The organism is Microlunatus ginsengisoli (assembly GCF_039537205.1).
GTDB classification, from domain to species: domain Bacteria; phylum Actinomycetota; class Actinomycetes; order Propionibacteriales; family Propionibacteriaceae; genus Microlunatus; species Microlunatus ginsengisoli.
Window position 1 is genome coordinate 135,105 of sequence record NZ_BAABAB010000017.1, and the last position, 20,405, is coordinate 155,509.

Here is a 20,405-nt window from a genome sequence, read left to right on the forward strand (position 1 = left end):
CCAGACTGGGCCGGTGGCCGAGCGGGTGAGGTTCGAGAGCAGTACCGGTCCGCTGCTGGCCGGCCTGATCGATCTGCCAGAGGGCACGGTCCGCGGCTGGGGCGTCTTCTCGCACGGCTTCACACTCGGCAAGGACTCACCCGCAGCCAGCAGGATCTGCAAGCAGCTGGCCAGCGAGGGCATCGGGATGCTGCGGTTCGACAACCTCGGCCTCGGCGGCTCCGAGGGCGACTGGGGCGACGGATCGTTCTCGCACAAGGTCGACGACACTGCGCGGGCCGTTCAGTTCATGATCGATTCCGGCCGGGACGTCCGGCTTCTGGTCGGCCACTCCTTCGGCGGCGCCGCGGTGCTCGCCGCCGCGCACCAGACGCCGTCGGTCCGGGCGGTGGCGAGCGTCGGGGCGCCTTACGATCCGGGCCACGTCGAGCACAACTACGACGCGCTGCTGGAGCGGATCATGGCCGAGGGCGAGGCGCCGTTTCCGGTCGGCGGCAAGGCGCTCACCCTGCGCCGGCACTTCATCGAAGACGTCCGCACCGCGGACCTGCGGGAGCAGATCAGGACGCTACGGCGGCCGCTGCTGGTGATGCACTCGCCCACCGACAACACCGTCGGCATCGCCAACGCCAGCCAGATCTTCCGGATGGCCCGCCACCCACGCAGCTTCGTCTCGCTGGAGGGTGCCGACCACCTGCTCACCGGCCGCAACCAGGCCAAGCGAGCAGCCATGCTGATCAGCGCCTGGGTCGACCCCTACCTCGATCCGGACGGTCGCTGATCGGTTCGCTCGGCGCTCAGACCTCGAACACCTCCGACTCCTTCGGCAGCCACGGCACGGACGCGGGCCCTCGGCGGAAGGCCAGCGGCAGGCCCCGGGCGGTCGGCCAGTCGACCGAGTCGGTGACCTGGACGTGCACGTGGGGCTCGGTGCTGTTGCCCGAGTTGCCGCAGGCGCCGACCCGGTCACCGGCCTCCACGACGTCGCCCGGGCGGACCCGGACCGAGCCGCACCGCAGGTGCACGACCGCGACGTACGGTCCGGTGCCGGATGCGGCGATCACCACGTGGTTGCCGGCCACGGCCGCGATTCCGGCTCGCACCCTGCCGGCCTGGGACAGGGCGTACGCCAGCAGGGCCGGCTGGGATCGCCGGGCCGCATGATCGGGCTCGCCGTCGTGGACGAGGATGACGGTGCCGCCGGCCGGAGCCAGAATCGGCAGCCCGAACCCGCGGAAGATCTCCGGCGGCTCGACCGCCAGCACGGACCGCCAGCTCCGGGGCGCGGACCGGCCGCGCTCGTCGACGGCGACGAAGTCGATCGCGTAGGTCACGCCGAACAGGTCCGTGCCGTGGCTGGGCACCCGGCGCGCGGGACTGTTCTGCGCCAGCCATCGGCCGCGGAACGGGAAGTCGAGCAGCACCGGAGTCATCCCTCGCTCCCGGTCAGTCGATCAGCCGGAGCTCGATCGCCCGCCGGACCGCCGACGTACGGTCACCGACCCCGAGCTTCTCGTACGCGCGGCCGAGGTAGGTCTTCACCGTCGTCTCGCTGATGTGCAGCGACGCGCCGATGGCGGCGTTCGTCCGGCCCTGCGCTGCGCCGGCCAGCACGGCGATCTCCTGCGGCGACAGGGCCGGCACGGCCGGCCCGGGCTGCCGCATCCGGGTCAGCAGCGCCGACTGCACCGCCGGTGCCAGCACCGTCTCGCCGCGGGCGGCGGCGCGGATGGCGGCCGCCAGCGCGTCGGGCGCGATGTCCTTCAGCAGATAGCCGGCCGCGCCGGCCTCGATCGCGCGAAGGATGTCCTCGTCGCTCTCGTACGTCGTCAGCACCATCACCCGCGCGGTCCCCGCCGCGGTGATCTCCCGGGTCGCCGCGACCCCGTCGCCGCCGGGCATCCGGAGGTCCATCAGCACCAGGTCCGGGCCGAGCTTCGCGGCGAGTGCGACGCCCTCCGGACCGCTGGCGGCCTGCCCGACCACGTCGATGTCGTCGTAGCCGGCGAGCATTCCGCGGATCCCCTCCCGGACGAGCGGATGGTCGTCGACCAGCAACACGGTGATCACGACGCTGCCCCGATCGGCAGCACGGCCCGGACCGTCGTACCGCGGCCGGGCGCGGTGGTCAGCTCCAGCGAGCCGCCGGCCTCGGCCACCCGGGAGCGCATCCCGGCCAGGCCGTAGCCCGCGGTCCGCGCTGACGCGTCGAACCCGGCGCCGTCGTCGTGCACCTCGACCTCCAGCTCCTGCTCGACGTAGCGCAGCGACACGTCGACCTGTCCCGGCCGCGCGTGCTTGCGGACGTTCTCCAGACTCTCCTGGACCAGCCGCAGCGCGACGACGTCCGTCGCCGGCGGCGTGCCGAGCGGCTCACCGAAGACCTCCAGCCGTACGTCCGTGCCGGTCGTGGCGCGCCAGGCATCCACCGTCCGGCCGACCGCCTCGGGCAGCGAAGAACCCTCCAGCCGGCCCGGACCGAGCGCCGCGATGATCCGCCGCGACTCGGCCAGGTTCTCCCGGGCGGTGCTGGTGATCAGCTCGACATGGCGGCGGGCGCCGTCCGGATCACGCTCCAGCTCCCCCTGCACGGCGTGGCCGAGGGTGACGATCGAGGCGAACCCCTGGGCCAGCGTGTCGTGCATCTCGCGCGAGATCCGGGTTCGTTCGGCTTCGGCCCCGCGGGCCGCCGACAGCGCGGCGATCTCGGCCTCCCGCTCGCGCAGCTGCTCGATCAGCAGCCGCCGCTCCTCGTTCTGCCGGCTGATGCTGAGGATCCGGCTGGCGAAGAACAGCGAGAAGGTGATCACGAACGCGGTGCTGCCGACGTCCTGGATGATGCCGCGGGGAGTGGTCGGCTGGGTCAGCAGCCGGAGCAGCAGGGGGGCCACGTTGAGGGCGACGGTGACGATCGTGGCCGGCCGCGGGCTGAGCAGCAGGAACACCTGCGGGGTCAGGGCGAACAGCAGCAAGGCGGCCCATGGGCTGAGTGTGGCGGCGGTGGTGAACAGCACCAGCGCGGTCGCGGCGAACGCCCAGGCGCGCGGGCCGTCGGCCCGGATCCCGGCCTGCCCGGGCCGGGCCATCACGAAGTAGACGACCTCCAGCACCCCGACCAGCACCGCGGAGACCGCGGTGCCGGTCGGGGAGCCGGTGGGGTTGGCGAGGACCAGCAGCACCGTGCCCACCGTGACGAGCGCGAAGAACAGGGCCCAACCGCCGAACGACATCGACCGGACGTCGATCCGCTGGCCCCCACTCATGCGGCGACTGTAGCCGGGTCCGATCCGTCGGCCACGGCATCGCCGGCCTCGTCGAAGTTCGCGGAGACGACGCCCTTCGGATAGAGCAGGCCGAGCACGGCGACGATCAGCATGGCCACCGCGGCACCTGCGAACGCCCAGGCCACCGCATGGGCGTAGCCGAGCTGGACGGTGTGCAGGAACTGCTCCTGGACCGCCGCGGGGTAGTGCGCCAGCTCCGTCGGCGGCTGCCCGGTGTGCGCGCCGCTCATCCTGGTGACGACCTCGCGGACGTCCGCACTGGTCGCCCCGAGCGAGGCGAACGAGGCGGTCAGGTTGCGGATCAGAGCATTGGTGACCAGGGTGCCGAACACCGCCAGGCCGAGCGCGGAGCCGAAGTTCCGCATCGTCTGCGAGATCGCGGTGACCTCACCGTACGAGGCGCCGATCGCCCGGTTGACTCCGTCCGTGGAGGCCGCGCTGATCATGAACCCGACGCCCGCGCCGGCGAGCATGATCGGCCAGGTCTGCGGGTTGATCAGGGCCCCCGGGTCGGACGGGATCTCGGTCACGCTGACCCCGAGCCAGCCGAACCCGTCGGCGCCGATCAGGCCACCGAGGATCAGCACCGAGCGGGCGCCGACCTGGTCGAACCGGCGCGACCCGATCTGCGCGGCGATCACGAAGCCGACGAAGAACTTCGCGAACAGCAGGCCGGTGTTGATCGCGGTCAGTCCTAGCGACACCTGGCCGTAGACGCTGAGGAAGAAGAAGGTGGACAAGAACGCCATCGACGCGAACAGGGTGGCCAGCGTGACGATCACGAAGCCGCGGTCGCGGAACACCGCGAGCTTGACCAGCGGCTCCGTGGTCTTGGACTCGATCAGCACGAACAGCGCAGCCAGGGCCAACCCGGCGACCAGCGCACCGACGACGTACGGGCTGGACCAGCCCCAGCTGCCGGCCTGCTGCAACCCGAAGACGACGGCTCCGATGCCGGCGGCGATGGCGAGTGCGCCGAGCAGGTCGATCCGCTCGTCGCGGCGGGCCGAGCGAGGCGCGGAGATGGCGACGATCACCGACGCGGCGATGGCCAGCGGCACATTGACGAAGAAGACGCTGCGCCAGGTCCACTGGGTGAGGTAGCCGCCCGCGATCGGCCCGATCGCGGTCATCGCGCCGGTGATCGCGAAGAAGCTGGCCATCGCCTTGGCCCGGCCCTCCCGCGGGAAGGTGCTGACCACGATGCCGATCGCGGCCGGGAACATGATCGCTCCGGCCATGCCCTGCAGCGCGCGGGCGGTGATCAGCCACGCTCCGGCGTACTCCCCGGTCGGGGCGAGCCCGCACAGCAGCGAGGTGATGCCGAAGCCGGCGATGCCGATCTGCACCATCCGCTTGTGCCCGAACACGTCGGCCAGCCGGCCGCCGAGCAGGAACGTCGCAGCGGTGGCGATCAGATAGACGTTCACCGCCCACTGCATCGCGTTGTGGGTGAGGCCGAGGTCGGCCTGGATGGTCGGCGCGGACAGCGCCACGATGGTCTGGTCGATCGTGGTCATCGAGACCGCGACGATCAGGCCGGCGAGGGTGAGGCTGGAGGCCTTCACGGTCGAGCGAGACATTGCGTACTTCTCCTTGTCAGGAAGGGATGCCTCTACTCTCGCCGTGCGCGCCGGCCGTCGGGACCGACGACCGGTCCGACCTCGTGTCCTCCGATCGGACGACACGTGCCCTTCGGTGGCCGGGTGGGCGGGGAGGATGAGGACCTTTCGCTGTGCCAGACCTGGTCTGGACCGCGGGCGACGCCGGTGCCTAGCATCGGTGCGCTCGCGCCGGCACGTCACTGGACCGCTTGTCGCCCCGAGACGCGAGGGTGCTCTCGGCGGTCAGGCCGTCGCGGTGCTGGGGCGACGAGCATGTCGGCCTCGCCCGCCCGCTCGGCATGACGTTCGTACAGCTCAGCGGGCAGTGGACGTCTTCGCCGGGAGCCAACGGATCGATGGTCCTCGTTGAGGGCCGTCGGGATCCTTGATGACAACATTTGCGGCGCGGAGGTCGTTGAGCATTTGGGTCGCTTGTTGCACATCGAGGTCGAACATGTTGCGGATCGTCTTGTTGGTGATCCAGCCGTACTCCCTCAGATGAGCCTCGACCCTCGGGCGGGCCGAGCCTGCGCGGGCGCGATGCTGAACAGCTGTGCCGAGCGCCGACGCGGTGCTCTGCCGAAGTCGCCAGCGAACGCCACGTCGCGAGTCCCCATCGCGCTCGATGAGGGCGCCCTTTCCGGTCGCAAGCGCATCCAGGCGGTCTTTTGCCTCCGCATCACTGACCTGCAGCAACCGTGCCCCGTCCTTGACATTGATCGTCGGGCGTTGACAGAGGCTGGTCAACGCGAGCATGACGTCCACGTTGTCCCGCAAGTCGCGAGGAAGCGTCGCGACGTAGCCGGCGAATGCTCGGTTCGGAGCTCGACTGGTGAAGTAGACCTCCACCGAGAACTCGTCGGTCCGGATACCAGGAACCTCTTGACCGACGCGCACCTGCTCCCTAAACATCCGGTCGATTCCTCGCGACGCGCGCTCGGCGAGGCCGAGCTGTTGCATCGCCGCCATGAGTGTTGGGTTTCGCGGAGTCGAAACCGTGCTGAGGAGACGGTCCTCGGTCACTCCGAACGGCAGAGCACCCGGTGACCAGACGTGGAGCGCGTTGGGTGAGTGGTCGAGCACGACGCGTTCTGGTCGCGCATAGTCCCGGTGAACCAAGGCGTTCGTCACCGCCTCGTCGGCTGCGATTGGCGAGAGATCGGGCAGCGCGATCTCCTGCCCGCCAGGCAACGCGATATGAGCAACCTCCGGGTCGATCGCGGAACGGGTGATTTCCAGTGCAGCCGGGAGCAGGAGAACCAAGGGTTGCCTCAGCCGACGAACGGACGGCTCGGCGCCAGCAGCTGGTCGAGTCAGGACGTCGAGCACATGTTGGCTCGGCTCGCAGAACAGGATCTCGCCGGCTGTCAGCAGACGGTCATCGCGGTCGAGGACGTTGAGCGCTCGTAGAAGACTTCGATCGTCGAGATCGGCCATCTGGCTTCGAAGGTCGACCAGTTGAGCGAGTAGGTCTCGCGCCCGGCTCATCGCTGTCGGATCGATGTCTGCCCAGGTCCGGTCGGAAGGGCGCGCAGTCAAGTCGGGGTTCCGGCGCTGGTGCGCGATCGTTCTGCGAGCGTCTTCACTCATCGGTCGACAATCGGCACCTTCTCGTTTGAGTGCCTTTCCCTTGCCATCGGTCACGAGATCCATCGCCTCGGGAACGGTGATGACCAGCAAGCGCGACCCGTTGAACGCGATCTCCTCGATTGGAACGGTCAATTGCGGCCGGGTGTTGCCGTAGATCCGATCCCTGAGGGCGGTGGCGTCGACCTGAGTGCCGAGGAAGGCATCCGGTCCGGGAGTTTTGTCGTCAACGCCGAGAACGATGCGGCCGCCGCCCGCGTTCGCGAAGCAGACGACACTGTCAACGAGTTCTTCCACCAATCGGGCAAACGGGTTGCCAGGTGCGCCACGTCCGGACACGGTGTGCGGGTCGCGCTTGAAGTCCAGGGTCTCAGTCTCGACGGAACTCGCTCGAGCTCCGTCGAACACCCGCTGGAGAGCCTCGCCGACCGGATCGAGTTTCATACCTAGTTTCTAGCATCGATGTGCACACATCGCAGACAGAAACTCATCCAAAACTCTGGATGTGTCACGCCGGCTGGGTCAGCCCTGCATGTCGCTGAACCGGCTGTAGTGGCCCTGGAAGGCGACGGTGATCTCGGCGGTGGGGCCGTTGCGGTGCTTGGCGACGATCATGTCGGCCTCGCCCGCTCGCTCGGACTCGCGGTCGTACAGGTCGGGTCGGTGCAGCAGTACGACCATGTCGGCGTCCTGCTCGAGGGAGCCGGACTCGCGCAGGTCAGACAGCATCGGCTTCTTGTCGGTGCGCTGCTCCGGACCGCGGTTCAGCTGGCTGAGCGCGACCACCGGCACCTCCAGCTCCTTGGCCAGCAGCTTGATCTGGCGGGAGAACTCGCTCACCTCCAACTGGCGCGACTCGACCTTCTTGCCCGACGTCATCAGCTGGATGTAGTCGATCAGGATCAGCTTGAGGTCGTGCCGCTGCTTCAGCCGCCGCGCCTTGGCCCGGATCTCCATCATGGTCAGGTTGGGCGAGTCGTCGATGAACATCGGCGCCTCCGACACCTGGCCCATCTTGGTCGCCACCCGGGCCCAGTCGTCGTCGCTCATCTTGCCGCCGCGGATGTGCGACAGCGGGATCGAGGCCTCCGCCGACAGCAGCCGCATGGTGATCTCGATCTGGCTCATCTCGAGGGAGAAGATGACCGAGGCGAGACCGTTCTTGATCGAGGCCGATCGGGCCAGGTCGAGGGCCAGGGTCGACTTGCCGCAGCCGGGCCTGGCCGCCACGATCACCATCTGACCGGGGTGAAGACCGTTGGTCAGGTCGTCGAGGTCGGCGAAGCCCGTCGGCACGCCGGCCAGCTGGCCGCCGCGGGAGGAGATCGCCTCCATCTCGTCCAGGGTCGGCTGCATCAGGTCGGCCAGCGGCTTGAAGTCCTCGCTGACCCGCCGCTCGGTCACCGCATAGACCTCGGCCTGGGCCCGGTCGACGATCTCGTCGACGTCTCCCTCCGCCGCGTACGACATCTGGTTGATCCGCACCGACGCGTCGACCAGCCTGCGCAGGACGGCCTTCTCCCGGACGATGTCGGCGTAGTAGCCGGCATTGGTCGCCACCGGAACTGTGGACAACAGCGTGTGCAGATAGGTCAGGCCGCCGGCCCGGGTCAGCTCACCACGCTTGGTCAGCTCGTCGCTGACCGTGATGGCATCGGCAGGCTCACCCCGGCCGTACAGGTCGAGGATCGCGTTGAATGTCATCTCGTGCGCCGGCCGGTAGAAGTCGGCGGCGCGGAGGGCCTCGACGACATCGGCGATGGCGTCCTTGCTCATCAGCATGGCGCCGAGGACGCACTGCTCGGCGGCGAGATCCTGCGGCGGGGTGCGGTCCAACGATCGGGGGGAGTCCTCGGCGTAGGAAGCCACCTCGGCGACGCTCACAGACCCTCCTCGACTCGTTCTCTGCCGGCGCACCCGGTCCGACGATCGCCTCTGGATCGAACTGTAGTTCGATTAAAGGCAGCACGCAACGCCGCGGACACCTGAGTCTCGACGTGTCGCGGTGGCGCTTCGCGGGTTGGGCTCGGGCTAACGTACGCGGACGGCGGGCGTGTCGCCTAATGACCCTGGGCGAGTTGTCCACAGGCTATGTGGACAACGGCGGGCGGGCTGTGAAGGACACGCGGACGGCTTGTGCACCGGCTGGGCATGAGCCTGGGGACAACTTCGGCTACTCGCGCGTAATGGCCGTCTGACCGGGCACTTCGTTGTCGACACCTGGTGGAGGACAACAACTTCGGATCGGCCCGGCCGGTTGCCGAACGGGCCTCCACGTAACCCGCGCTCGGGTGTGGCGACCCGGTTGTCCACAGGGCTTGGGGATAATCTCGGCCGCCGGGGGCGTGTACCCTCGGGGGGTATCGGAACGGGCGAGGAGGTCCGGGTGGAGGATTCGACGGCGGCGACAGCCGACCTGCCGGCGGTCGAGCGACCCGCGCAGCACCACGGCTACATCAACGGCAAGCAGGACTACCTGAGACGGTTGCGCCGGATCGAGGGCCAGGCGCGTGGGCTGCAGAAGATGGTCGAGGACGACAAGTACTGCATCGACATCTTGACCCAGGTGTCGGCCATGACCAGTGCGTTGCAGTCGGTGGCGCTCGGGCTGCTGGACGACCACCTCAACCACTGCGTCCGCGGTGCGGTCGCCGGGGGCGATGACGCCGACGCCAAGCTGAAGGAGGCGTCGGCGGCGATAGCGCGACTGGTCCGGTCCTGACCTGCGGACGGTCGCGCCGGTGCTCCGGGTGCACGGCCAGGGTCACGCCTGCGCGGGCGGCGACGGATGCCGAGCGAGAGTGCCGCGGCGACCACGCAGAGTGCGGCCGCACCGAACCAGGCCAGGGTGTACTGGCCGGTCGTGTCGCGGATGACCCCCGCAACGGTGGCGGCGACGGCGGCGCCGATCTGGTGGGAGGCGAACACCCAGCCGAACACGATCGTGCCCTCCGTGCCGAATGCGTGGCGGCACAGGGCGGCGGTAGGCGGCACGGTCGCCACCCAGTCCAGTCCGTAGATCACGATGAAGACGACCATGCTCGGGTGCACGCTTGGTGCCAGCAGCCATGGCAGCACCAGCAGTCCCACACCGCGGAAGAAGTAGTACGCGACGAGCAGGATCCGGGGATCGATCCGGTCGGTGAGCGCGCCGGACACGATGGTGCCGACGATGTCGAAGACGCCGACCACAGCCAGCAGGCCGGCGGCGGTGGTCTCGGCCATGCCGTGGTCGTGGGCCGACGGCACGAAGTGGGTGCCGACCAGGCCGTTGGTCGTCGCGCCGCAGATGGCGAAGCCGCCGGCCAGCGCCCAGAAGGTCCTGGTCCGGGCCGCCCGGCGGAGGGCCCGGATCGCGCGGCGGCCGGCACCGACCGGTTCCGCGGCGGGATCGGGGGTGATCTCGTCCATGGCCAGCGGACCGGCGCCGTACGGGTGGACGCCGAGGTCGCGCGGATGATCGCGCATCACCACGAGCACGAACGGGACGACCGCGAGTGCCGACGCCGCCACGATCAGCGACGCGTACCGCCAGCCGAGCTGGGTAGCGGTGTGCGCCAGGACCGGAAGGAAGATCAGCTGGCCGGTGGCGCCGGCCGCCGTGAGGATGCCCATCACCAGTCCGCGTTTCGCGACGAACCAGCGGTTCGCGATGGTGGCCGCGAAGACCATGGCCATCGATCCGGTGCCGACGCCGATCAACAGACCCCAGGTCAGCATCAGCTGCCAGCTCGCCGTGGCGAACACGGTCAGCCCGCTGCCGGCGGCGATCAGCAGCAGCGCGATCGTCGCCACGCGCCGGACACCGAACCGGTCCATCAATGCCGCTGCGAACGGCGCCATGGTGCCGTACAGAATCAAGTTGATGCTCACCGCCGCCGACATCGCGGTCCGCGGCCAGCCGAACTCCTCCTCCAGCGGCACCATCAGCACGCTCGGCGCTGCACGGAACCCGGCCGCGCCGAGCAACGTGAGAAACGCGACTGCGGCCACCCACCAGGCGGGATGGATCCGGCTGCGGGTCCGCGCGCGGGGCTCGGTGGCAGTCACGTCCGGCAGCATCGCACGCGTCGGCGTGGCCCGGCCGTGGGATTTCGGGTCGTGATCGGTAGGAATCGCGCCATCGCCGGCGTGTCGCGACGATCGGGCGGGCCGGCGCGGGTGCTGCTACCCCGGCACCGTGTCGGCCGGCCGTTCCAGCGTGTAGCGCAGCCGGGCGAACAGGTCCGCGTTGACTCGCGCCTCACGCAACCGGAGCCGGGCGGGCGTGGCGATCCGCCGCGGCAGCAGCGGAGCACCACCGGCCAGGGTCACCGGCGCGACATCGACGATGATCTCGTCCAGCAGATCGACATCGGCATATTGGCCGGCCAGGTCACCGCCGCCGACGATCCACAGGTTTCGCCCGTCCGCGGCATGTCGTTGCTCCTCGTAGACCGCGCTCACCGGACCGGAGGCGAATCGCAGGTCCGCGCCGGCCACGGCCGGCAACCGTCGGCTGCTGAACACCCAGGTCGGCTGACGGTAGGGCCAGGCGTCCGGATTGGCGGCGAGGTCGAGCTCGCGGAACACCCACTCGTACGTCGTCGAGCCCATCGCCAGCGCGCCGACATCGGCGATGAAGTCCTCGTATCCCGTGTCGCCCTCGTCGCCGAGCTCGAGCAACCAGGTCAGCGAGTTGTCCGGGTCGGCGATGAAGCCGTCCAGGCTGGTCGCGGTGTAGTACTGAACCTTCACCGTCCTAGCAGACCAGACCGCACCGACAGTCGTCGATCGACCGAGCCGGCTTGCCTCCCGGGGACCGGTGCCGCGTCACTTGGCGTGCGGTCAGGCCAGTCGCGCGCGGACCCGGCCCTCCATCACCTCCTGCAACAGCTCGACCGTCGCCTGATCCAGATCGACGCCGAGGGTCCGCGCCTGGGCCGCGAGTTGCAGCGTCAGCCGCTCGGTCTCGGCACGGTTGCCGGCCAGGTGCTCGGTCCGGATCCGGGTCGCCATCAACAGCTCGTCGCCGGGCGCTGCCGCCAGGGCACGAGCGGCGGCCCACCGGGCCAGGTCCAGATCGCCGGCCTCGTTCGCCCGCCGGCCCAGCTCGACGCCGATGTCGCGGACCGCCGAGATCATGTCCGTTCGGAGCTCCTCCGCCCAGTGCCACTGCCCCGGTGCCGCGTCGGCCAACGGGGCGCCGCGGACCAGGTCCAAGGCCGATCGGAGACCGTTGTCGCTGCACCGGTTCACCCCGCCCGCGGTCAGGATCTGCAGTCGCAGCCAGTCCGAGCTGACCGTGGCGTGCAGCAGGATCCGTCCGCTGTAGGCGTCCGGCAGGTACGCCTGCCCGTCGGGACCCGCCCCCAGCCAGCTGCGCAGCCGGCTCATGTTGGAGCGCCGAGTGCCCTCGGCCACCAGCAGCGCCGCACCCATCGCTTGCGCGGTGGTGCCCGGATGCTCCAGCAGCCAGCCGCAGTACTCCAGGCACTGCTTGGCGGCCCGGCTCGGCAGCTCACCCTGGGCGCCGACGAGCTCGATCGGACCGAGCATGAGCAGCACGGGATGATCCGGCGGTACGTCCCGCCCGATCTCCGGATTCTGCGTCATGTTCTGCCCGTTCTGTGTGTCGATGCCGTCTGCCCACCCCGCCGACCGTCTCGCCAGGTAGGCGAGGTTGTCCGGCGGCGGGCCCGGTGGATCGTCGGTGTCGACCCACCATGGGGCCGGGGTCGTGTCGAGGCTGCCGGAGGCGGCCACCAGCCCGACCACAGCCTGCTCTGCGTCGGCACACAGCCGTTGGGGCACCAACTCGAGACCCAGCGGCTCCAGGGTGGCCTCGGACTCGGCGCCGGCCGGCAGCACCAGGGTCCACGGAGCGCCCGGAATCGCATCCGCCGCCACGACCGCCAGGGTCGGCGGCGGGTCGAGCTGCACCAACCGGAGAAGTCGTCGCTGTTGGTCGTCCCGGAGCTCGTCGCGGAACAGCACGACCTCCGGCGCCCACGGATCGCTCAGATTTGGATCGATCCGGAAGTGACCGGCCGGACCGTCGGGGCGCTGGTCCCGCTGCGCCTGCGCTCGTGCCTCCAGCCGGTCGAGCAGTAAATCCACGTCGGCGGTGACGGTGACGTTGTGCTTGTCCAGTGCATCCGGCAACCCCGATCCGTCCCCGACGATGGTCAGGATGAGCTCGTCGGCGGCCGGTCCGAAGGAAAGCTCGACGGCCAGCGCGGACAGCAGCTCCGCGGCCCGGTCCGGATCACCGCGCAGGCTGAGCAGGCCGAGCTGCTCCAGGTTCGCCAGCACGCGCTCACCCGTGCGGGCACGGCCGAGCTCGGCGAGCGCTGGATAGGGCCGGACAGCGTCGACCAACCGGGGCAGGCTGGCCAGGTAGGCGGCGTCGCCCCGGTCGACGCGCCAGCCATCGGGCTGCTGCTGGAACCCCAGCGGCGGCTCGCCGGCTCCGCGATCGAGACGCAGCGTCAGGGACTCGTCGTCCAAGGTGACCAGCGACAGCTCGGGCACCGGTGTGTCGGTGGACCGGCAGTACGCGGCGAGCGCCCGCTGTGCGACATCGATGGACTGCGCGTCCAGCGGGCGCTGCACAGCCCCGAGCGCGACCTCCGCGGCGGCGGTCTGCGGCTCTGCGTGCAGGATGCGCCGGCCGACCGGTCGCGCCTGCAGCTGCAAGCGCCGCCGGTACGCCAGCCCGCCGATGACGCCGGCCGCCAGCAGCCCGCCGACACCGGCGTAGACACCCATCGGCACCGGCACCGCGGAGTCGTCCTCGGTGACGGCCTTCGCATCGGCCTGAGCCGCCGGGCGATCGGTTCGCTCCGCCGCCGGCGCCCGCAGCGGTACGTCCGACGCCGGCTGGGAAATTGTCGGCTGGGAGGTTGTCTGCTGGGAGGTTGTCTGCTGGGAGGTTGTCTGCTGGGAGGTTGTCGGCTGGGAGGTTGTCGGCTGGGAGGCGGTCCGATCGTCCGGCCCGGCCTTCGCGCCGGAACCGGCATCTCGGACGGATCGGGACCGTTGATCGAGCTGGGCCGTCGGGTCCACCGCGGTGTCGGTTCCGCGCACCCGATCGTCGGAGGGACGATCGGCGGCGGGTTCCGGCTCGCCGTCCCGGTCGGCCCGGGTGTGGTCGGGCGCGGGCTGGTTGGTTCGGGTGGTGTGGTCGGGCGCGGGCTGGTTGGTCCCGGTGGTGTGGTCGGGCTGCGGCTGGTCGCTGCCGGCCTGCTCGTCGGTCGACGGATCGATCGTCTGCCTGCCGCCCGGCGACGTACTCGTCGTGCGGTCCGCGGTCGCTCCGGGAACGACCAAGGTCGTGCCGACCTCCAGCTCGTCCGGGTCCTGGAGCAGCGACCGGTTGGCCCGGAAGAGCTCCGGCCAGCGGGCCTCGCTTCCCAGTTCGCGCTCGGCGATGGACGAGAGCGTGTCGCCCCGGTGCACCGTGACGGTTCGTCGATCCGACTCCACGGCGGTGCGGCGCGATTCCGGCTCGGCGGCGGTGACTCCGGGAATCGTCAGCTTCCAGCCGGGCAGCAGGCGGTCGGGTCCGCCCGTCAGCACGTGCTGGTTCGCTTTCGCGATCTTGCGCCAGTCCATCCCGTCGCCGTAGTAGTGCTCGGCGAGCGACCACAGGTCGTCCCCCTCGCGGACGCGGTGCACCACGCTGGACGGCGCCGCGTGCGGCTTGGCGTGCGCGGCTGCCGACGGTGCGGCCGGCGGGTCGGTGGTGGGCGTGGACGGATTCTCGTCCGGAGCCGTCACACCGACCGGCGGCGGATCCGTGGCCGGGGCGCTGGGCGCGGCCGTCGGCTGCGGGGGCGCGGCGTGCACGGTCTGTGCGGTGGGCATGAGGGCGATCACCGCCAGCAACAGGGCCGCCGCCAGCCGCTGCGGCGCCGCCAGGCCGGGGATGGCGATCCGCGGCCGACCGCGGCCGATCAGCTGCAGCGCCTCGACGAGGACGGATGCAGCGAACACCGCCCAAGCAGCCCATCCGACCACGGTCAGCAGTGCGGCCAGCATCCGCCCGTCGTCGGGCCGGAGCAGCGCCTCCACGACGGCGGTCGCGGACCAGGAGCCTGGCCACACCGACGCACCCAGCACGAGCAGCGCCGCCGGCACCCCGACCAGCCCGAGGAGCAGGCCGAGCAGGGCGCCGAGGCCGCGGGCGACGCGTGTCATCGAGAACTCCCTTCGGGCTGGTGGCGGATGGCGGCGACAGCTGCCGGACGACGCTGCGCCATGTCAGGTTCCGACCAGCCGCAGCAGCGCCGCGATCATAAAGATCGCACCGAAGATCAGCGCGGGCAGTGTCATGTAGATGGTCATCCCCTCGGCGGCGGCGCTGGCGGCAAGCTGCTCGCGGGACAGGTGCGCGTCGCGGAGCTCGCGGACCCTCGCCCGCAGGGCGCCGGACAGGGCAGCCCCGGACTCGTCCAGCTGCATGACATCGGCGACGTCGTTCAGTTCGGGCAGGTCGAGCTCGCCGGCGAGTCGCCGGAGCTCCCCGTACGGCGAGTGCTGCTCCAGCCGCGCACGCTCGAGGGCGGACCGCATCTGGAGGAACAGCGGCGCGTCGCTGACCCGAGCAGCGTTGTGCAGGGCCTCCGTCGCGGAGGCGTTGGCGAGCCGCTCCAGCGTGACCAGATCGATGAAGGTGAGCAGCGACTCGACCGCGGAGGACTGGGCCGTCTTCGTCGAGCGCGCCAGCTGGAGGTCGGGCACGAAGAAGCCGACGATCGCACCGACCAGGGCGGCGATCGCGGGAACGTACACCGGAATCCCGAGCGAGAACTGCGCGACGAAGCCCAACAGCACCGGGAGCACGAAGCCCGTTGCCGCGAGCGCCGCCTTGTCGCCGTAGAACTCGGCCACCGTGCGACCCTGCAGCCGCAGTGCGGTCCTGGTGCGCTCGGAGATGCGCAGACGGAGCCGGTGGACGAGCCAGCGACCGACGCGGTCCGACCGCCCGACGGCGACCAGGTCGGCGTTGTCGGCGCGCAGTTGAGCGCCGTCCGGGTCGAGCCGTTCCAGGGCGTCGGCCAGCCGTGGCGTGGCGGGCAGCACCGCGATCGCGAAGGCGAGCAGACCGGCGGCAAGCAGCATGCCGGCAAGCACCGCATAGGGCGCGGTCATGTCGCTCCACCCGTCGGCTGCCGAGCCACCAGGATCCGGGCGCGTGGGTGTTGCCGCGCCTTCCGGCGCATCAGCAGCAGCGAACCGACGTACATCGTCAGCAGGACCACCAAGATGAGCTGGCCCAGCGGGGTGCGATAGGCGGAGAAGAAGCCCGGGTTGAACACGACGACCAGAGCCAGCGTGAGCATCGTGATCACCGTGACCTGGCGCACCACGACGTACGGCTTCGCCCGCTCGGTCTCGATCATCCGCCGAGCCCGGAGCTGGTCTTGGAGCGAGTCGGCCAGCGCCAGCATCGTGCTGGACGCGCCGACCGAACCGCGTTGCGAGGCCAGGATCAGCGCGGAGACCACCGCGTCGCCGTCGGCAGAGTCGAGATCATCGGCGAACCGTCGCAGTGCGTCGTCGGTCTCCCAGCGGTTGTTCAATCGTGCGACGAGGGCGGCGAGCTCGTCCCGGATCCCGGCCGGCGCGGTCCGCAGCGACGCCCTGATGGCGTCGCTGATCGACCGGCCGGTGGCCAGGGTGGCCGCGAGATTCCGCAGCCAACGGTCGAGCGCCTCCATCAGCGCCACGTCACGTTGCACCGGAAGCCTGAGCAGGGCCGGCAGACCGAACGCGACCAGTGGTGCCAGCGGGATCAGCAACGTCCAGCCGGTGACCACGGCCAGGACCAGGCCGGCGGCCAGACTGCCGATCATCACCAGGTCTCGCCGGCGTCCGGCGGCTCCCGGTGGTCGCCGTGTCAGCCGGCTCCAGCGCGCAGCCCAGGACTCGGGAGCACGAGACGACGATGAGGGCGCGGCCCAGCCGCGGCGGAGGCCCGCGAGGAGGAGTACCAGACCGCCCGCAACGAGCATGCCGGCGACGACGGCGATCGGGGTCACGAACGTCCTCCCCGGCCTGGAAGGTCGCGGTGGAACGGCAACAGCTCCGCCTCGAAGTCGGCGTCGGGGAAGAATCCGGCGGGACGTCCGCGCCCGGGTGACGACTGGTAGGTGAGATGAGTGACAGGACGACCGGACTCGATCGCGCTGGTCACCTGTCGGATCTCGGACACGTAGCGGCGCCGGGTCCCGCCCTTCCAGGTCTCGTCGCTCAAGGTGACGAAGATCAGCAGATGGCTACTTACCTGAACTAGATGCAACGGATATGGCGCGTGTCGATACGCGTGCAACGTCGGCGCGGGGTTGAGGGTTGGGTCATGACGACCGAGCTCGCCTCTTCGGGTCGAGAAGGTATTGAGGTTCCTGCGGCTGGTTCGGCGGTGCCGATCGAGTCCCCGCCGTACTGGCGTCTGTTGAGCCCGGATGGGTCTGAGTTCGTGCCTGCGACAGCCTGGCTGCTCCAGACCTACGCGAACGACAACTCCCGCAACACGATCCGGGCCTATGGCCTATCCCTGCTCCGCTTCATGCGCTACCTGTGGGCCATCGGAGTGCCGTGGGACCGGGCTCGGGAGGTCGACGTCCGCGACTTCGTGCTGTGGGGCCGACGGGCCGACAAGTTCGTCGGCCGGCGTCGTGAGCCTGCCCCGCGCAGCGGGGTCAACATCATCACTGGCAAGGCGAACCAGACAAGCAAGTACTCACCGTCGACGATCAATCTAACCCTGACCGCGGTTGGCGAGTTCTACGAGTTCCACCGGCAACGTCAGGCCGGGCCGATCATCAACCCGGTCCCAGGCGCCGGAGAACGACGCCACCCTCACCACCGACCGGACGATCCGTACCCCGTGTTCCGTCGCGGACAGCTCCGTCAGAAGGAACCGATCCGGGACCCGCGCGCCATCCCCGACGACAAGTTCGATGAGCTGTTCCGTCGGCTCGGGACCAACCGGGACAGGGCACTGGTGGCCTTCTACGTGTCCAGCGGTGCCCGAGCTACCGAGCTGCTCGGCCTAACTGGGGACCGGGTGAACTATGGCGACCAGATGATCGGAGTCATCCGGAAGGGCGGCCAGCTCCGCTGGCTGCCCGCCGCACCGCAGGCCTTCGTCTGGCTGCGGCTCTACCAGGTCGAACGGGGCGTGGCGCGCCGCGATCAGCCGGTGTGGTTGACCAGCCGCGAGCCCTACAGGCAGATGAGCTACGACACCTTCCGCTCGGTGCTGAACCGTGCCAACCGCGTCTTGCACACCAACTGGTCCACCCATGATCTCCGCCATACGTTCGCCATCCGCGCGCTGGAGGGCGGCATGCCACTGCACATCCTGCAGAACCTCCTCGACCACGCCTCGTTGGAGACGACCACCATCTACGCCCGCCCGCGCCCGGAAGAGGTCGTCGCGCACCATCGCGCCACCTTCTCGCGGTCACAGGGCGACGACTCCGGTGGCATCCCGGTCAGCTACGACCCGGGCGAGCTCGACTCCCTGTTCGGTGGGCGTGAGTCGTGACCACCGTCTTGGAGGCCGGCTCGGCTGCGCTCGACTATCAGCCCGCGCCCAATGGCGAGCCGGACGAGTCGTCCGCGGATCCGGCAGCATCATCTGTGCCTTACCGTTTCGGGAACACCACCATCACCCAGATCGTCAAGCGGGTCGGTTCGACGGGTGACACCCAGGTCGTCGATGCAGCGATACAGCTACTGGATGCCCTCCTCGTCCGCGAAGGTGAGACCTGGGCGGAAAGATGGCTCGACCTCGAACGAACGACAGTCTCCGAATCCATGGACGAGTGGCGCCGTCAGGTTGGCTCCACCGTGCGGCCCACGCACTTGTCCAAGGCGTTCGTCGAGTTGGCCGCACTGGACGTGATCCGTCCCTCCTACGAATGGATGCACCGACGGGGACTACGCGGGATCGACACAATCGCCGCCTGCCGAAGTCAGGAGGACGCTGCAGCGTTCAAAGAACGTCTCCGGCTCCGTCAACTACGAATCGCGTCACAGACCGAGGTCCAGGTCACCCTCGGGAAGCTCTGCGCCCATACCGGGAGACGACCGCGAGATATCACGCTGCCCGACATCGAGGCCTACTGGGAGGTGCTCAAGCCGAGGAAGAACGACATCATTGGCCCACGGACGACCTGGCAGCTCATGGTCGAACTGAAGTGGCTCGAGGCTGCTCCCACCCCACCCCGCTTCATCCCGACCCGACGCGTCCGGCAGTGCACCCCTGAAGAGCTGGTCGACAAACACAACATCGCCGAACCGATGCGAGACATGTTCGTGCAGTACTTGAAGCAGCGGGCCGCCAGAATGGACTACGCAAGCCTGAACAACCTGGCACTCCGCCTCATCAAGACGTTCTGGGTCGACATCGTCAAGCACAACCCCGATCAGGCCAGTCTCGAGTTGACCCGCGAGCAGATCGACAGCTGGCGGCAACGGTTCAACACGAAGATAAACGGCCGACCACGCAGCGACATGGAGAAGCTGCAGACGTTGATGATCGTGCGCGGCTTCTATCTCGACATTGCCCAATGGGCGCACATCGAGCCCTACTGGGCGCAATGGGCGGCAGCCAGCCCGATCACCCGCGCCGAGGTGGGCGGCTTCAGGAAGGCACGTGTCAAGCAGATCGCCGTTCAGCAACAGAAAACCCGCGATCTGGCCAGCTTGCTCCCCCGCTTCGTCAAGGGAGCTGAGGACCAGCTGACGGAGGTCACCGCCCTGCTCGAACGCGTCCGAGAGGTCGGCCCCGGCGGACGCATCGACATCAACCGCGAGACCTGGACCGTCCACAAAGCGAGTCCTCAATCACTTCTCCTGCTGCAGAACGGTGCCCATCATCGACGCATCGAACGTGAGGAAAGTCGCAAGTTCTGGACGTGGGCGTGCCTGGAGACCCTCCGTCACAGCGGCATTCGGATCGAGGAAATGCTCGAACTGACCCACCTCTCGTTTCAGCGCTACGTGATGAAGCCGACCGGCGAGACCGTTCCTCTGGTCCACATCAAGCCCAGCAAGACCGACCGCGAACGCATGATCGTCGCCAGCCCCGAACTCGTCCACGTGTTCGCCGAGATCTTGAAACGCGCGCGCAGACCAGACGGAACTGTCCCACTGGTCCAGCGGTGGGATCCCTACGAGCACCTCTACGGCGAGCCGCTACCCCATCTCTTCGTCGACCGAGCGCTGCGGAACCCCGGCGTGATCAGCCACGCCACCATCTCAGCAGGTTTCATCCGGTTGGCCCGCGACCTCGATCTACGGATCGCCGGACAACCCGTCCACTTCGTTCCACACGACCTCCGCCGACTGTTCGCCACCGAAGCCCTGTCCAGCGGCCTTCCGCCCCACATCGTCCAGGTCCTGATGGGTCATCAAAGCCTCGCCACGACCCAGGGCTACGCCGCGATCTACCCAGCCGACGTCATCCGCCACCACCGAATGTTGATCACCACCCGCCGACAGCAGCGACCCACCGACGAATACCGGGAACCGACCCCACAGGAGTGGGCCGAATTCGAAGCGCACTTCGTGCAACGCAAACTCAGCCTCGGAACCTGCGGCCGAGCCTACGGAACCGACTGCCACCACGAACACGCCTGCCTTCGCTGCGCCCTGCTGCGGCCAGACCCCGATCAGATCAACCGGCTCCGCACCATCATCGACAACCTCAACGATCGGATCGACGAAGCAACGTCCGCAGGCTGGATCGGAGAAGTCGACGGACTCAAAGTCAGCCTCGCCGGCGCCCAACAAAAGCTCCAACAGATGGAGAAGCAGATCACCCGCTCAGAAACCTTCCTCGGAATGCCTGATCTGACAGCACCCACACCGCCGACCGGCAGTGGCGAGATCAGATCCCGAACCTGTGAGAGCGAGTGACGCCTTCAGATAGCAG

At 69.2% G+C, this 20,405-nt stretch carries 15 protein-coding genes and 1 pseudogene; 4 read left to right on the forward strand and 12 right to left on the reverse strand.

What is annotated here, in order from left to right; genetic code table 11:
* Nucleotides 1-13 precede the first annotated feature (13 nt).
* Nucleotides 14-781 (forward strand): alpha/beta hydrolase family protein, encoded by a 768-nt coding sequence (locus ABD747_RS13140; protein WP_344805179.1) that lies wholly within the window; start codon nt 14-16, stop codon nt 779-781.
* Between the two features lie 16 nt (nt 782-797).
* Here the strand turns inward: ABD747_RS13140 and ABD747_RS13145 are convergent, their stop codons facing one another.
* From ABD747_RS13145 to dnaB, 6 genes are all read right to left on the reverse strand, one after another.
* Nucleotides 798-1,433, reverse strand: coding sequence for a M23 family metallopeptidase (locus ABD747_RS13145; protein ID WP_344805182.1), 636 nt, complete (start codon nt 1,431-1,433; stop codon nt 798-800).
* A 13-nt stretch (nt 1,434-1,446) separates the two neighbouring features.
* Nucleotides 1,447-2,070 carry a response regulator transcription factor gene (locus ABD747_RS13150; protein WP_344805184.1) on the reverse strand — a complete coding sequence of 208 codons (624 nt, stop codon included), beginning with the start codon at nt 2,068-2,070 and terminating at the stop codon, nt 1,447-1,449.
* Complete coding sequence (locus ABD747_RS13155) at nt 2,067-3,263, reverse strand: sensor histidine kinase (RefSeq protein ID WP_344805186.1); 1,197 nt, start codon at nt 3,261-3,263, stop codon at nt 2,067-2,069. The genes ABD747_RS13150 and ABD747_RS13155 overlap by 4 nt, the downstream gene beginning before the upstream one ends.
* A complete protein-coding gene (locus ABD747_RS13160) occupies nt 3,260-4,867 on the reverse strand; it encodes an MFS transporter (protein ID WP_344805188.1) in 1,608 nt (535 codons plus the stop codon). The genes ABD747_RS13155 and ABD747_RS13160 overlap by 4 nt, the downstream gene beginning before the upstream one ends.
* Nucleotides 4,868-5,203: 336 nt before the next feature.
* Nucleotides 5,204-6,919: an RNA-binding domain-containing protein gene (locus ABD747_RS13165; RefSeq protein ID WP_344805190.1), complete on the reverse strand. Its 1,716-nt coding sequence runs from the start codon at nt 6,917-6,919 to the stop codon at nt 5,204-5,206.
* Between the two features lie 78 nt (nt 6,920-6,997).
* On the reverse strand, nt 6,998-8,344 hold the full coding sequence (dnaB, locus tag ABD747_RS13170) for a replicative DNA helicase (RefSeq protein ID WP_344805389.1): 1,347 nt from the start codon (nt 8,342-8,344) through the stop codon (nt 6,998-7,000).
* Nucleotides 8,345-8,891: 547 nt separating this feature from the next.
* Here dnaB and ABD747_RS13175 point away from each other — a divergent pair.
* Nucleotides 8,892-9,197 (forward strand): metal-sensitive transcriptional regulator, encoded by a 306-nt coding sequence (locus tag ABD747_RS13175; RefSeq protein WP_344805391.1) that lies wholly within the window; start codon nt 8,892-8,894, stop codon nt 9,195-9,197.
* Between the two features lie 242 nt (nt 9,198-9,439).
* On the opposite strand, the pseudogene ABD747_RS13180 reads toward ABD747_RS13175, so the two are convergent.
* The 6 genes and pseudogenes from ABD747_RS13180 to ABD747_RS13205 form a co-directional block, all read right to left on the reverse strand.
* A pseudogene (locus tag ABD747_RS13180) lies at nt 9,440-10,537 on the reverse strand (MFS transporter); the annotation flags it as partial.
* A gap of 105 nt (nt 10,538-10,642) precedes the next feature.
* A complete protein-coding gene (locus ABD747_RS13185; protein WP_344805192.1) occupies nt 10,643-11,212 on the reverse strand; it encodes a dihydrofolate reductase family protein in 570 nt (189 codons plus the stop codon).
* A gap of 90 nt (nt 11,213-11,302) precedes the next feature.
* Entirely contained in the window at nt 11,303-14,656 is a 3,354-nt protein-coding gene (locus tag ABD747_RS13190; protein WP_344805194.1) for a LysM peptidoglycan-binding domain-containing protein, read from the reverse strand.
* A gap of 63 nt (nt 14,657-14,719) precedes the next feature.
* Nucleotides 14,720-15,610 (reverse strand): hypothetical protein, encoded by an 891-nt coding sequence (locus ABD747_RS13195; protein ID WP_344805196.1) that lies wholly within the window; start codon nt 15,608-15,610, stop codon nt 14,720-14,722.
* Nucleotides 15,607-16,500, reverse strand: coding sequence for a type II secretion system F family protein (locus tag ABD747_RS13200; protein ID WP_344805198.1), 894 nt, complete (start codon nt 16,498-16,500; stop codon nt 15,607-15,609). The genes ABD747_RS13195 and ABD747_RS13200 overlap by 4 nt, the downstream gene beginning before the upstream one ends.
* Nucleotides 16,497-16,715, reverse strand: coding sequence for a hypothetical protein (locus ABD747_RS13205; RefSeq protein WP_425562524.1), 219 nt, complete (start codon nt 16,713-16,715; stop codon nt 16,497-16,499). Before ABD747_RS13205 ends, ABD747_RS13200 begins: the two co-directional genes overlap by 4 nt.
* Nucleotides 16,716-16,937: 222 nt before the next feature.
* On the opposite strand from ABD747_RS13205, the gene ABD747_RS13210 reads away from it, so the two are divergent.
* Nucleotides 16,938-18,011 (forward strand): tyrosine-type recombinase/integrase, encoded by a 1,074-nt coding sequence (locus tag ABD747_RS13210; RefSeq protein ID WP_344805200.1) that lies wholly within the window; start codon nt 16,938-16,940, stop codon nt 18,009-18,011.
* Nucleotides 18,008-20,389, forward strand: a complete 2,382-nt coding sequence (locus ABD747_RS13215) for a tyrosine-type recombinase/integrase (protein WP_344805202.1) — start codon at nt 18,008-18,010, stop codon at nt 20,387-20,389. Before ABD747_RS13210 ends, ABD747_RS13215 begins: the two co-directional genes overlap by 4 nt.
* The last annotated feature ends 16 nt before the right edge of the window (nt 20,390-20,405 follow it).